Source organism: Gemmata obscuriglobus (assembly GCF_008065095.1).
In the GTDB taxonomy this organism is placed as follows: Bacteria; Planctomycetota; Planctomycetia; order Gemmatales; family Gemmataceae; genus Gemmata; species Gemmata obscuriglobus.
Window position 1 is genome coordinate 4,713,968 of sequence record NZ_CP042911.1, and the last position, 14,647, is coordinate 4,728,614.

A 14,647-nucleotide genomic window follows, 5' to 3' on the forward strand; every position below is an offset into this window, starting at 1 on the left:
ACACAACTTCGGGCGGGTTTCGTGGGAAGACTCCTGCCGGACTTGGAACTCGGGCCTGGGAAGGGGAAACGGCTGAAATTCGACGGATTTTCGCGACACGCGAACATCGATCGTATGGATATCAGCAATCCCCGTGCCGCCTTTAATGGTTGGCGTGACCTTCCGGTGCCGCCGGTGCCGCCGGGTGCGGCTCACCGCGGAACCGCTCGATGACCGCGTAGAACACCGGCGTGAAGAAGATGCCGAACACGGTGACCCCGAGCATCCCGCTGAACACGACCGTGCCCAGCGCCTTCCGCATCTCGGAGCCGGCCCCTTCCCCGATCAGCAGCGGAACGACACCGAGGATGAACGCGAAGCTGGTCATCAGGATGGGCCGCAGCCGCTGGGTCGCGGCCTCCACCGCGGCCTCGAACCGCGGCATCCCGGCCTCGCGCTTCTGCTTCGCGTACTCCACAATTAGGATCGCGTTCTTGGTCGCCAGCCCGACCAGCACCACCAGCCCGATCTGGCTGAACACGTTCAGGTCCAGGTGGGTAACGATCAGCCCGATCACCGCACAGAGTAAGCACATGGGCACGATCAGCACGATCGCCAGCGGCAACAACCAGCTCTCGTAGAGCGCCGCGAGCACGAGGAACGCGATCACCACGCTCAGCCCGAACACGAGCAGCGTCGTGTCCCCGCGGAACTCGTACACCCCGGGGATCTCGACCCGCGTGTTCGACGCTTCCTTTTGCTGATACGCCATTTCGGTCCACTCGAATTTCAGACCGGGCGGCAGGTCGCGCTTCGCGAGCGCTTCCATCTTCTCCATGGCCTGTCCGGACGAGATCAGCGTCGGAATGGTGATCCCGTTGAGGTCGGCGGACGGGTACATCTGGTACCGGTTCACCTTGCTCGGCCCCTGATACGGAGCGGTGTTCAGCAACCCGGCGATGGGGATCATTTCGCCGTTCGCGCCGCGCACCTTGATCTTGGCAAGGTCGTCGATCGAGCGCCGGAACGGCCCGTCCGCCTGAACCGTCACCTGCCAGTTCCGGTTTTCGAGGGTGATGTCGTTGACGTACACCTGCCCCATGTACGACTGGAGGGCGTCGTTGACCGCACTGACAGATACCCCCATCTGCTGCACGCGGTCCCGGTCCACGGTGAGGAACACTTGCGGGTTGTTCGAGCGGAACGAGCTGAACGCCACCGGGATGCCGGCCCGCGGGTCGCGGCTCGCCTCGGTCGCCAGCGACCACGTCATCCCTTCGAGCGTCTCCGACCCGATGTTGCCGCGGTCCTGGATCTGCATCTTGAACCCGCCGGCGTTCCCCAGCCCGAGGATCGGGGGCGCGCCGAACGCGGTCGCGGTGCCGCCGCGGATCTGGGCGAACTTGGCGTTCAGCTCGTTGGTGATCGCCTCCGCCCCGCGGCCCTTGCGCTCCCCGAACGGCTTGAGGCACACGTAGATGCCGCCGTTGTTCGGGATGTTCGCGCTGGAGAAAATCGAGTACCCGCTGATCTCCACCGTGTGGGCCACCCCGTCCGTTGAGAGGCACGCGGCGGCGACCTGCTTCATCACCTCATCGGTCCGCTCGACCGCCGCGGCCGGCGGCAGTTCCAGGTTCACCACGAGGTAGCCCTGGTCCTGCTGCGGGATGAACCCACCCGGGACCATCGAGAAGCCCCTGCCCGCCACCGCCAATAGGCCCGCGTACACCAGCAGCACAACGACCGTGAGCCGGATGAGCCACGAGACGGCGGTGCCGTAGAGCTTCGTGCCGCGGTCGAACGTCCAGTTGAAACCCCGGAACAGCCACCACCCGAACAGGTAGTGGAGCGCCTTGTCGATCAGGTCCTTGCCGGCGTGGTGGTCGCGGAGCAGGATCGGGCACAGCGCGGGGCTCAGCGTCAGCGAGTTGAACGCCGAGATCAGGGTGCTGACCGCGATCGTCACGGCGAACTGTTTGAAGAACTGGCCGGTGAGCCCCGGAATCACCGCCGCCGGGATAAACACGGCGCACAGCACCAGCGACACCCCGACGATCGCCATCGACACCTCGGACATCGCCTTGCGGGTCGCGTCGAGGGGCGCGAGCCCGCGGGCGATGTGGAACTCGACCGCCTCCACCACCACGATGGCGTCGTCCACCACGATGCCGATCGCGAGCACCATCCCGAACAGGGTGAGGTTGTTGATCGAGTACCCGAGGACGAACATGACCGCCAGCGTGCCGACCAGCGACACGGGCACCGCGATCATCGGGATCAGCGCCGCGCGCCAGTTTTGGAGGAACAGCAGAACCACGACGAACACCAGTAGGATGGCCTCGAACAGCGTCTTCACCACCTCGCGGACGCTCTCCTCGACGAACTCGGTGGGGTCGTACACGATCTGATAGTCGATCCCGTCCGGCCAGTCCGCGGACGCCCGGAGGGCCTTCATTTTGGCCTTCACGTCGCGGGCCGTGTTGAACGCGTTGCCGCCGGGCAACTGGAACACCGGCAGCCCGACCGACGGCTTGTTGTCGAGCGCGCTGGAGGAGTCGTAGCTCTTGGCGCCGAGTTCGACCCGGGCCACGTCCCCCAGCCGAACGAGCGCCTCGCCCGCCTCGCCCGACTTCACCACGATGTCCTTGAACTGCGCCTCCGTTTTGAGCCGGCCGAGGGTGTTGACCACGAGCTGACGGGCCTGCCCCTTCGGCACCGGCGGCTGGCCGATCTGCCCGGCCGCGACCTGCACGTTCTGCTTGCGGATCGCGTCCACGACCTCAGAGGGCACGAGGTTCACGTCGGTCATCTTGTCCGGGTCGAGCCACACGCGCATGGCGTAATCGCGGTTGCCGAACATAGCCACGTCGCCGACCCCATTGAGCCGGGCCAGTTCGTCCTTCACCGCGTTGTTGGCGTGCCGGCTGACCGCGAGCTGCTGCTGGAAAACCTCGTCGTCGGTCCGGGCCTCTTTCGTGGACACGAGGTTCACCACGAGCAGGATCGCCGTGGACTGCTTCTTGGTGACCACGCCGAGCCGGCGCACTTCCTCGGGCAGTTGCGGGAGCGCGACGTTGACCCGGTTCTGCACCAGCACCTGCGCCATGTCCGGGTCGGTGCCCTGGCGGAACGTGATGGTCAGCCGCATGGCCCCGTCGTTGGTGGCCTGCGACTCCATGTACAGCATCCCCTCGACGCCGTTCACCTGCTGCTCGATCGGGGCCGCGACCGTTTCGGACAGCGTCCGCGCGTCGGCCCCCGGGTACACCGCCGTGACCACCACCTGCGGCGGAACCACTTCGGGGTACTGCGCGATCGGCAGTTGCGTGAGCGCGAGGACGCCGGCCAGTGTGATGAGCACCGACAGCACCATCGCGAAGACCGGGCGCGTGATGAAGAACTGCATGACCGTCTGGGTGCGAGTGTAAAAAATGAAGGCGGCGCCACCGAGTCGCGCCACGCGGAAACCGCCCGGCGCCGTCGCACGGTCACGGTTTCACGGTCACGGGGATGCCCGGTCGCACCCGGAGCAAGTTGTCGGCGATCACCGTATCGCTGGTGGCGAGCCCGGCTCGGACCTCCACCTGACCATCGAACGTGTCGCCGAGTTCGATCTCACGCAGCGCCGCCTTGCCGTCGGCGACGACGTAGACGTACTGCTTGCGCTGTTGGGTGAAGACCACCCCCTCCGGAACCGCGAGCACCTGCCGCGGTGAGCCGGCAGCCACGCGGACGCGCACCGAGTCGCCCCCGGAGAGGTACGTGATCCCGCCCACCGATTTATTCGTGAAGGTGGCGCTGATGGTGCGTGTGGCGGTGCCGCGGACGATTTCCGGGTCCACGTAGTTAACGGTGCTGTTGCGGGTCGGGTCCTTTGTGTCGAACCCCTTGTCGCCCTTGAGTTTGATGGTGCAGGTGAGCGGGGTCGCCGGGTTCCGAGGGTCCTTGATCGCGCCGGCCAGGATCTGGTCCCGGTACCAGATGGACGTGAGTTCGTCCACCTCCCACACGGCGTCGATCGGGTCGACCGGCGAGATCGTGACCAGTTGGGTCTTGTACGCGTCCACGAGCGCGCCTTCGGCCACGAGCGCCTTGCGGAGGCGTCCGGTTGTCGGCGCGGTGACGGTGCAGTAGCTGAGGTTCTCTTGGGCCTTCGTCAGGGACGAGTTGCTCGCGTCCAGGGTGGCCTTGGAGACCTCAAGCTGAGCCTCGGACACCTTGACGCTCGCCGCCGCTTTGTCGAGGTCGGATCTGAACCCGACGCCCTTATCGATCTGCTGTTTGGTGCGGTCGTATTCGGCCCGGTCGCGGTCGATCTGCGCCGTCCAGTTGGCGATGTCGGCCTTGGCCTTCGCGACGTCCGACCGGGCCTTCTCGACGTCCGCCTTGAACAGGACGGGGTCGATGGTGAACAGCTTCTGGCCCTTCTGGACCAGCGGGCCGTCGTCCGTGAACTCGCGTTTGAGGATCTTCCCGCCCACCTGGGGTATGACGGTGACGGGGTCTTTGGTGACGAGCCGCCCGGTGAACTCTTTGGTCGGGCCGTACGACTTTTGTGCCGGCTTAAGGACGGCCACCGTCGGCGGCTCCGGCTCCGGGAGGGGCGCAGCGCCCTTACCGCACCCCGCCAGTGCCGTGACGGCCGACCCGAGGGCCAACACCAGCGTCGCACGCACAAGGCGCATCGCTCGCTCCGTTCGATTTTGAGGCAGACCTGGGGAGTGAAGTGAATACTAGCAAGGGAACGGTTCAAGGTCTCGCGGAAGGGTCATGTTGCTTGGCAAATCTGGTTCGTGTGTCCGCGGCGCCCCTCCCCCGCACTCCCACCCTCCCGGCTTGTAGACCACCGTGCCGGGTCGCGGACGTGAACGCCAGCCTCGGGCACCGACTCCTCGCACCGCCCGGCACCGCGTTCGACCACATCGCGCGTGGTTGTGCCTGGGCGGCATAACGAGAGTGCGCGGCCCGAACCGCTCGGTTGAGGTGGCCAGTGCCAAGCGGTGCGTCCTTACGTTCCGTGACGGCCCGATCGTCCCGGGCTCACGGAAACTTGGAGACCTCCGGCGGCATCTGCACCGGACCAGCACCGGGTTTGGACGGTGCGGGAGCAGAAGCGGAAGCGGGCGCGACAGCAGGAGCAGGAACGGGAGCAGAAATGGGAGCGGGCCACGATTCTTCCATCAGCAGCCCGGACAGTTCCGCAGCGGCCTTCCATGCCTCGCCGAGCGACCGGTTGTACTCCACCCGCGCTTCGGCGATCGCCCGCTGCGCCTGAATGACCCGCAGGTATTCGAACTGGCCGCCCTTGAACGCGGTCAGCGACAGTTGGTACGTCTCTTCGGCGCGGGGGATCAGTTCCTTGCGGTACGCCTCGGCGCGCTCCCGGGCGGCGGCGTACGCCTGGTACGCCGTCGCGACCCGGGCCGCCAGTTCGTTCTCGGTCTGCCCGACGTTCTGGATCGCCATCCCCAGTTCGGCGCGGGCCGCGCGAATGTTCCCCTGGTTCCGGTTCCACATGGGCACAGGCAGGCTGACGCCGACAGAGCCGTCGTGCGAACGGTTCTCGAACTGCCGCACGTACCCCGCGGAAACGGTCAGGTTCGGGATCGGCTCGACTTCCGCCCGGCGGACCGCCGCTTGCGCCCGCTCGACTCCCACCCGCGCCGACCGTGCCTGCGGGTGGTACTCCAGAACCGCCTGGCGGACCACTTCAGCGTCATAGTTCGGCAGGTTGTCGAACGTCGCCTTCACGGCCTCCGGGACCAGCGCGTTCTGCCCGGCGACGGCCGCCAGCCGCCGGTACGCCCCGGGCAGTTCGCGCCGAGCCGACTGGAGTTCGGCGCGGAACCGTTCGCGCTCGACTTCCAGTTGGATCAGGTCGAGCCGGGCGATCTGCTTGTTGTCGAGCAGCGTTTTCCCGATACCCCACGCGTCGTCGGCCAGTTTTACCACCTCCGCGAGGATCTCGGCCCGCTGTTGGAGCGTGAACGCCTCGTAGAACGCCCCCCGCACCGAGCCCACGACCGCGAACCGCTCGCCGAGCAGTTCGAGGGTGGCCTGATCAACCTCGCGCGCCGCGACCGCTTGCGCGAGCGTGAGCTTATGGCCCGTAACAATCGTCTGCGAGATCCGCGGCGCGGTGAGAATGCCGAGCCGGTCGGGGCTGGACCGGTCGCCGAGTTCGTCCCAGTTCACCGCCACGTCGGGGTTCGGGTACAGTCCGGCCTGGAGGTGCCGCCCGCGGGCCGCGTCGATAGCCAGGTTCGCTTTGGCGAGCCGCGGGTTCTGCTCGACCGCGAGCCGGAGGAAATCCTCCAAAGCGGACGGAGCGCTCGGGGTGCTCGGTCCCGGCACAGCGGACGGCGCCGGGTTTTGGAACGCCGCCTGCTGAACCCCCGTGTTACCGGGTTGCAAGCGACCGGCCGTTGGGGAAATCGGGGACGTACGGCCCGTTACCCTTCCCGGCGCCGGCGAGCGTGAAAGAAGGAGCGTGTCGTCGCTATCGGGCGACGCGCAACCGGCAACCAGCGCGGCCGCCCCGCCGGCGTACAGTGCCGCTCGTCGCCAAACGGTTCGGATGTTGAACAGCCGCATGACCAGCCCCTCGCGCGAATCTTCCAAAGTGTGAGAAAATGCGAGCCGATCAGCGCGCAGGGCTAGCAGCGGAAGGCATACGAATAGCGAATGAGACGCGCACCCGACTGCGATCCCAGAACCGGCTCACCAACGACCGTGTAGCAAACCGCCGGCGCCCCCGCGGGCACCGCATCTAACGGACCGGCAGCGCCGTCCTCTCCGCGCACGGGGTCGGAGCGTTCCGGTGCAGTCGGGACCGTACCCGTCTGTGCCCCGTGTTCACACGGGCCGTTACAGGTCCCGTGGGAGAGGGGTTCCGAATCGGGCGCGGACGGCGCATCATGCTCCGTGAGGCAGCACTTACAGTGCGGCTCTGCTGGTGAGACCGGGGCCAGGTGGGGAACCCGCAGCCCGAGCGCGTGGGCGATGTGACACGGACATTGACCGGACCCGGTGACCGGTACGGTCGCCAGGAACGCAGCGCCCAAAATCCACGCCGAAACCGCTCGGAACATCGCATCCGTCCGAATGGTCAATGTCGTAACCACTGCTACAACCGTCACACTTATCGACCGCGAAGGTGCGTCGGCTTCATCGCAGTTCGGAACTTAGGCAAGTGCTCCCGTCTGAACCGTCCGATTGCTGATACGGCGTTCAGACTTGAGCCGGTGCCCACCTTCCGTTCGCGGAGCGGTTGCCGGCCCGGTTATTGGCACATCCGGCATTCCTCACAGCCCACCAGAAGCAGCTTGGCGGTAGCAACACGCCAGCGAATCGGCAGCTTATGGCCAGCGGCTGTCCGTCGCGTGTCCAGTTCGTGGCCGCCGGCATGAGACTGTAACCCCCGTTACAGCGCTGCGACTTGACGCCGGCCGAATGGGTTACGACACACACGCCCGGCTGTGGGTTTCGTGCCGGTGCGACACGCAATCCAACCACCTCACCCCGCGCCCCGACCGGTCGGGTATCGCCTCAGCAGTTCGACCGCTGTGTTCGCCACCAACCGGTAGCTTTCGCGACTGTAGCCGCCGCTCAGCAACATGACGGTGGGAACGACCCTGCCCCGCAGTTGTTCGATCACGTACAGGTCACGAGCCAGAACGTCGGCGGCCGTCAGGTTCAACCCGCCCAGCGTGTCACCGGCGAACACGTCGGTTCCGGCGTTGTAAACGGCCAGTCCGACCCGCCCGGACCGACAAACCGAGTCCAGAAACCCCGGAAGCGTCAGGTTGAGCAGACGCATGTACTCGCCCCCAGTGCAGTGATCCGGAAGCGGAACGGCGCAGTCGATCCGGCGCCGGGCTTCCTGGTCGTGTGCGGGGTAAATGTGTGGGTTGAAGGCGTCGTACAAGAAGACCCTTGGATCGGAGCGGAAGTGGTGACAAACGCCGTTCCCCTGGTGCGCGTCGAGATCGACGTAAACCACGCGGTCGTCAGGAGCGAGCCGTCCGGCGGTTCGTAACCCGTGGACCAGGTGTGCGATGTCGTTGAAGACGCAAAACCCCTCACCGCCGTTCGGCCGTGCATGGTGATACCCCCCGGACAGGTTAAGCGCGAGGCCGTGCGTCAGCGCCTCGCGGGCGGCGACAAGCGACCCGGCCACCGCCCACCGCATCGGTCGTAGAACCGCCCGCCAGACGGCCCACGCCGGCAGCCGGCGCAGGAAAGGCAGTTCCAGCACCCATGCGAGTTCACGCGGGTCGCCGAGTCGCGCGAGGTATGAGGGGTCGTGTGTCACCGAAAGTTCGGCGACCGACACCGGGCGGGGCACACCGACCAACGCGCGGTCGCGCAGCAGTCGCCCCACACTTCCGATGGCACGCCAAGCCCGGCCGTACTTTCGTGAGTCGAACGGGTGCAACCGCTCCAGCCCGAGGAACCCGATGTTGTACCGGCGAGTATAAATCAACTTCATCAGCGAACCTTCGCACGATCCGGTGAGATCGTCCGGTCAGGGGCCGTTCCCGCCGTTCTTCCGCCGATCCGGACCCGTCACGCTGTCACTGGTGAAGGAACCTCACGTCGCGGACGTTTTGCTCGGCGACGGCCCGCGTGATCTTGCCCATCCGGAACAATAGCCGCACCGACTCGTCGCACGTCCACATGCCGTCTTCGCGCCCGGTCTGGATGCAGTTGTCGATGCTCTCCACCTTGTTCTGACGGATCGCGCTCGCCACCGGGTGCGTGTTCCACAGCACCTCCAGTGCGAGGTGCCGCTTCTCGCTCTTCTGAACGCTCGGCAGCAGCCGCTGACTGACGATCGCGCGGAGGCTCATCGCCAGTTGCGACCGCACGCCGGAGTGCGCGTCCGGCGGGAACAGGTCCGGCAACCGGGTGATGGCGCCCTTCGCGTCACGGGTGTGGAGGGTGCTGAACACGAGGTGCCCCGTTTCGGCGGCACTCAGCGCCATTTGCGCGGTCTCGCGGTCGCGGACCTCGCCCACCAGAATCACGTCGGGGTCCTGGCGCAACCCGTACTTCAGCCCGTCGGCGAACGAGAGCACGTCGCCCCCGACCTCGCGCTGGGTGATGACCGAGTTGGGCTCACGTGGGAACCGGTACTCGACCGGCTCTTCCACCGTGATGATGCGGTACCCGCCCGCCTTATTGATCTGATTGACCAGCATCGCCAAGGTGGTCGATTTGCCCGATCCGGTCGCGCCGGTGACGATCACGAGCCCGTCGCGCAGCGCCACGAGCCGGGCCGCCAGATCCGCCGGGAACCCGGCCCATGTGAGATCGGGAATCGCATCCGGGATGAGTCGGAAGCAGCCACCGGTGTCACCGCCGGCCAGAAACAGGGTCGCGCGGAACCGCGTCGATTTGCCCCCGAGTTCGCACTCGAACGAGTAGTCCGCGTTCTTGCTGTTCTGGAGCCGCTGGGCCACATCTTCCGGGCACGACGAGAGCAACAGCGGTTCCGTGTCGGCCGCGGTGAGCGGGGCTTCGGGCAACTCGATCAGGTCGCCGTGCAGTCGGATCACGGGCGGGTGCCCGGCGACAACGTGGAGGTCCGAGGCACCGGCCTGCACCGCCCATTCGAGCCACTGAAGGAGTTTGTCCGCGATGCGTGCCGCCATGCCCCGTCCCCCAGCGTGTGCGGATTCGGTTCCGACCGCGGCATCATAGCAAGCGCCGGCGCTCCAAGTGATGAGTCGTTGCCCCTCGATTAACGGTTCGGTGTCACCAGGGGACACCGTTGTCGGTTCCCCTGGTGACGATGGCCTTTCGCGTCAGTGGTTGAACAGGAACGCGGGGCTGTTCACCAGCGCCCACACCACGTCCTGCGCGCCGAGCACGCGCGGGTCGGACGGCGGGGCGTTGGCCCCTTCGGCCGCGAGCCGCGCGTACTCCTTGTCCTGGGCGAGATACATCTGTCGCAATTGCGCCTGCTGGGCCGGCGTCCGCTTCTCGACCGGCGTTTCCAGCAGCGTCACCTGCTGCGGGTTCAGCGGGCTCTGGAGCTTCGGGTTCGGGTCCGAGGTCACCGAGATCCGGAACTTGCCGATCGCGTGCTTGCTCCCGTACCGCTGGTCCAGCACGGCGGTGAACTGCGCCCCCACCGGGCTGCTCACCGGCTTGTCGAACTTGAACAGCGCCGCATTGTCCTGCCCGAGGCGCCCCGCAGTGGCCCACCCGGTGGCCGGGTTGTTGTCCACGGCGAACGCCGCCGGGAAGCCGTTCTGGGCGAAGATCTGGTCCGCCGCGGTCAGTTTCAGCGGCACCGGATTGCTGTCGATTTGGTCCAGAAGCCGGTACGTCACCCGCAGCTCGTTGAGCACGAAGTTGCCGTTCTCGGCGCGCCCGGGGCCTCGCGCGGGCAGCGTCGGGTCCGGGAGAACTTCGAGCCGCAACGCAGTAATCGGCCGATCGGTTTCCACCAGCCCGATCACGGTGTACAGATCCGTTTCGGGCACGGCTCCGGTGGCGAGGAGCGACCCGTCCTTGCCGAGCTGGAGCTTCGTGCCCGGCGCCTGCGCCCGCGCGCGGCGCACATCAAGCGCGGTCCACGCGGTCGGCTTCTGCGCCCGCAGCCCCTCCTCCCAAACCTGCTGTTTGGCGGCCACGGTAGCTTTGTACGCGTTGAACGCGTCCGCCTTGGGTTTGTACTCGGCCAGCATCTTGGCGTGGTAGCCGCCGGCGCCCCGGAGCGCGTCCAGCGCCGCCGCCCGTTCGCCCGCCGTCGGGCGTCGGTTCAGCACCGACAGGAAGATCTGTTCGACCACCTTCGTGTCGTCCTTTTCGGACTGCACGAACTGGTTCAGCCGGCTGTTGGGGTCTTTGATCGCCTCCGCGACCACCGGGCCGCTGACCATCGCGAGCACCGGGCCGAGGTTCAGCCCCGAGCCGCGTTCGCACTCGCACGAGCTCTCCCGCACCGGCTTGTTGAACAGTTCCAGGAACCCGCCGGGCAGTTCCACGTTGCTGTCCACCAGTTGCGCGGCGCGGGAGCCGGCGGGCAGCCCGGGCAACTTCGCTTGCGAGCCGGTCGCGCGGTGGATCGCGTCGAACAGGACTTCCGCGGGGAGGCGCCGCGCCAGCGCGTGCGAGTAGTTGATCTCGTCGTCCTTGTTCCACTTGTTCGTGGCCAGCGAGAGCTGGTACGTCCGGCTCTTGCAGATGGTCTTGATGAGCTTCTGCGTGTCGAACCCGGACTGGATGAAGTCCGCGGTGAGGGCGTCGAGCAGTTCTGGGTTCGTGGGCGGGTTCCCGGCGCGGATGTCGTCGATCGGCTCGATCAGCCCGACGCCGAGCAGGTAGCTCCACATCCGGTTGACGTAGCTCTTTGCGAAGTACTGGTTGTGCGGAGAGGTGATCCACCGCGCGACCTCTTCGCGCCGCGCGCCCCCCTTCGGCAGTTCCGCGGCGACCGCGTACGGGAAGTACGGTTTCGCGGTCTCGCCGGTGCGCTCGTGCTTGATCTCACCGCCCTTCTTGTCGGTGATGACCTCCACCAGCGGCTTCGCCCCCTCCACCGCTGTGCCGCCGATCTTCTGCCCCTTGAACTTCGGGTCCTCGGCGCGCCCCACCTGCGCGAAGTACGCGGCGAGGCCGTAGTACTGGTCCTGGGTCCACTTCTCGAACGGGTGGTCGTGGCACTTGTTGCAGTTGAACCGCACCGCCAGGAACAGTTGCGTGGTGTTCTCCATCACCGCGTCGGCGTCGCGAAGGGTCTTGTAATACGCGGCGGGCGGGTTCTCAACGTTCGACCCGCTCGCGGTGACGACCTGGTACGCGAACCTGTCGTAGGGCCGGTTCTCCGCGACGGCGTCGCGGATCCACTTGCGGAACGCGGTCGCGCCCACGTCCCCGAGGAACTTCCGATTCACCATGAGCAAATCGGCCCACTTGTTGGCCCAGTGCTCGACGAACGGCTCGCTCCCGACCAGTGCGTCAATGACCGCGTCGCGTTTCTCGCGCAGCGGGCGCGCGTCCGCCAGGAACGCCTGCACCTGTTCGGGCGTCGGGGGGAGGCCGGTCAGGTCGAGGTACGCCCGGCGCAGGAACGAGGCGTCGTCCGTCAGCCCACTGGCCTGAACCTTGACCTTCTTCAGCTTCTGATCGACCAGATCGTCGATGTAGTTGTGAACGGCCTGCTGCTTCCACTCGAACCCCGATCGGTCGCCCATGACGACCACAGTGCTCGCGGCGTAGACGCCCTCGTAACGGGCCAGCATGGTGGCCTCCCCGCGGCGCGCGGTGCTCACGAGCCCCGCCCGGTCCACCGTGACGACCTCGGTGTTGCTGCTCTCAACGAACGTCTCGGCGGTCACATCGCGAACGCGCCCGTCCGTGTAGGTCGCGACGGCGGCGAACTGCTGCTTCTGACCGATACGGCCGATGATGGGGTTCTTGGGGAAGATTTCGAGCGACTGGACCCGGACGGCGTCCAGGTCGAGCTTCACGCCCTGAGCGATCCACCGGCGCACGACCTCGTAGTACGGGTCACCGGCGGCCATCGTGACGCCGCCCTGGTGCGGCACGGCCCCGGCCGGCTTTAACAGCATCAGGCTCTTTTCCGGCGCCGCGCGGTTGAACCGGCGGCCCTCAAGGTCGTCGGTCAGGGCACGGTAGTCGTAAACAGGGTCGTAGCCGCGGAGGGACAGTTTAAAGCCGTTCTTGCCGGCCTGAGCGCCGTGGCAGGTGCCCTGGTTGCAACCGAGCTTACTCAGCACCGGCTGCACGTCCGTGACGAAGCTGACCGGTTTATCCTCCGCCGTGCCCGTGACCGCGAGCGGGACGCGGACGGCTTGCCCAGCCAGGGCAACTTCGATCTCCCCGGCGCCGTCGGCCACGGGACGCACCAGTCCCGCCGGGCTGACGGTTGCGGCCTTCGGAGCGGTCACCTTCGCGATCCGGGTGACATCCACCACGTCCCCACCGTCGAGCGTGGCGGTGACGAGCAACTGCGCGTACGAGAACGGTCCGGCGAGTTGCACCTTTGCGGGGTGGGCGGTGAGTCTGACGACCTTCGCCCCGTCCGGGAGCTTTTCCTGTGCGAAGACCGCCGGCCCGAGCGCGAGGAGGAGCACAACGGCGGCGTATCGAAAGGGCTTCATGGGGAGGTCTCGGAGGGCGTTCTTGATTTGGTTGCGTTCACTTGTTGGGCAGTGCGACGAAGCTGTTCACGAGCTTGCCGGTCGCGGGGTCGTGGAGCCACACGGTGCCGTCGAACCCGGCGGAGGCGATCCGCTTGCCGTCCGGTTGCCACGCGACCGTGTAGACCGGACCGGTGACCTTCTCGCACACCACTTTCGCGCCGGAGGTGGAGTCGTAGACGCGCACCTCGCCCTTCCCGTCCAAACTGCTACACGCGGCGAACTTCGAGCCGTCTGAATTGAAGGCGACGGCCGACACGCGGCCCGGCAGCGGCTCGTACTCGCGGATCTTGTTGGCGTCGTCGCCGATCTGCCGCTTCACCTCGCGGTGGATCTTGTAGAGCCGCGGCCGCCCGTCCGCGCCGGCGACGACCACCTCGTCGTACACCTTCTCGATGAACTTGCCGCCCTCATCCTGCGGGACCTTCGTCACCCGCCGCTCCTTCACCGGGCGCCGGTCGACGGTGATGAGCCCCCCCTTGAGCGCGCCGGGGGTGATGCTGGTGACGTTGTCCACGAACCGCTGGGTCTCCACCTCGGTCAGCTTCATGCTCATGTCGCGGCCGACCGAAATCAGGTGCGCCCCGTCCTGCGAGAACACCGTGCCGAGCACCCAGTCCGAGTGGGTGCCCATCTGGAGGGTCTGCTTACCACTGGCGGCATCGATCGCGCGGACGGTGTTGTCCGCGCACCCGAACGCCAGCGTCTTGCCGTCGGGAGACCAACTGACGCCGTACAGCGTGTCGAAGGTGACCGGGGCCGACAGCAGGAGTTTCTCGTCTCCGGGGCGCCAGACCTGCACTTCTCCGAACCGCCCGGGCGCGCCGCCGACCGCCGCGAGCTTCTTTCCGTCCGGCGAGAAGGCGAGCGACTGCACCCGCTCCGAGATCCCGATCAGCCGCGACCGCAGCTTGAGCTCTGTGGTGTCGTAAATCAGCACCTCGTGATACCCAGTGACCGCGAGCTGCGCGCCGTCGGGACTGAACGCGACCGCGGTCACCACCGGCGGGGCCGAGTACTTCGGCGGGTTCGACGCGTCCACAGCCGCAGCCTTCGCACTGGCAGGCGTGTCGTCAACGGCCCCCTGCGCGATCCAGTCGGTAATGAGCTTGATCTGAGCGGCCCCGAGCGGGTCACGGCCCTTGGGCATCTCCGCTTTGCCGTTGCTGTGTACCTTAATCTGTTCAACGAGGTAACTCTGTGCCGGTTTGCCCGGGACCACGCCGACCTTCTCGCGCTCGCCGGCCTTCAGGAGGTCGGCGTGGGTGGTCATGACGTACCCACCGAGCGGCTTGGCCGGCTGGTGGCACCCGTTACAGTGCTGCTGGAACACGGGGCGCACGTCTTTGTAATAGCTCACCTTCGGCGGCTCTTCGGCGCGTACGGTAAGTGGGAGCGCCGCAGCAAGTGGGGCGACAAATACAAGAGCGCAAAACATCCGCATGAAGACGAACCTCGGCGGGAGGGCCTGACGGGCCGGAGGTTGGTGGGCA

Annotated in this window: 7 protein-coding genes; all 7 read right to left on the minus strand. The window is 66.8% G+C overall.

Annotated features, from left to right (window positions below; all coding sequences use genetic code 11):
- Positions 1-142: 142 nt before the first annotated feature.
- The gene (locus GobsT_RS19530; protein ID WP_033198052.1) at positions 143-3,385 is read right to left on the minus strand and encodes an efflux RND transporter permease subunit; all 3,243 of its coding nucleotides are present in this window, start codon (positions 3,383-3,385) and stop codon (positions 143-145) included.
- Between the two features lie 82 nt (positions 3,386-3,467).
- The gene (locus GobsT_RS19535; RefSeq protein ID WP_010037386.1) at positions 3,468-4,664 is read right to left on the minus strand and encodes an efflux RND transporter periplasmic adaptor subunit; all 1,197 of its coding nucleotides are present in this window, start codon (positions 4,662-4,664) and stop codon (positions 3,468-3,470) included.
- A gap of 355 nt (positions 4,665-5,019) precedes the next feature.
- On the minus strand, positions 5,020-6,297 hold the full coding sequence (locus GobsT_RS19540; protein WP_010037387.1) for a TolC family protein: 1,278 nt from the start codon (positions 6,295-6,297) through the stop codon (positions 5,020-5,022).
- A 1,198-nt stretch (positions 6,298-7,495) separates the two neighbouring features.
- Positions 7,496-8,470, minus strand: coding sequence for a histone deacetylase family protein (locus tag GobsT_RS19545; protein WP_010037388.1), 975 nt, complete (start codon positions 8,468-8,470; stop codon positions 7,496-7,498).
- An 85-nt stretch (positions 8,471-8,555) separates the two neighbouring features.
- The gene (locus GobsT_RS19550; protein ID WP_010037389.1) at positions 8,556-9,635 is read right to left on the minus strand and encodes a type IV pilus twitching motility protein PilT; all 1,080 of its coding nucleotides are present in this window, start codon (positions 9,633-9,635) and stop codon (positions 8,556-8,558) included.
- Positions 9,636-9,788: 153 nt separating this feature from the next.
- A complete protein-coding gene (locus GobsT_RS19555) occupies positions 9,789-13,115 on the minus strand; it encodes a DUF1549 domain-containing protein (RefSeq protein ID WP_010037390.1) in 3,327 nt (1,108 codons plus the stop codon).
- A 37-nt stretch (positions 13,116-13,152) separates the two neighbouring features.
- Positions 13,153-14,598: a WD40 domain-containing protein gene (locus tag GobsT_RS19560; protein ID WP_029600776.1), complete on the minus strand. Its 1,446-nt coding sequence runs from the start codon at positions 14,596-14,598 to the stop codon at positions 13,153-13,155.
- Positions 14,599-14,647 lie beyond the last annotated feature (49 nt).

Excerpts from the sequence above, each read along its gene's own strand:
- GobsT_RS19550 (WP_010037389.1), bottom strand. The coding sequence starts at position 9,635 with ATGGCGGCACGCATCGCGGACAAACTCCTTCAGTGGCTCGAATGGGCG.
- GobsT_RS19545 (WP_010037388.1), bottom strand. The coding sequence starts at position 8,470 with ATGAAGTTGATTTATACTCGCCGGTACAACATCGGGTTCCTCGGGCTG.
- GobsT_RS19530 (WP_033198052.1), bottom strand. The coding sequence starts at position 3,385 with ATGCAGTTCTTCATCACGCGCCCGGTCTTCGCGATGGTGCTGTCGGTG.
- GobsT_RS19535 (WP_010037386.1), bottom strand. The coding sequence starts at position 4,664 with ATGCGCCTTGTGCGTGCGACGCTGGTGTTGGCCCTCGGGTCGGCCGTC.
- GobsT_RS19560 (WP_029600776.1), bottom strand. The coding sequence starts at position 14,598 with ATGCGGATGTTTTGCGCTCTTGTATTTGTCGCCCCACTTGCTGCGGCG.
- GobsT_RS19555 (WP_010037390.1), bottom strand. The coding sequence starts at position 13,115 with ATGAAGCCCTTTCGATACGCCGCCGTTGTGCTCCTCCTCGCGCTCGGG.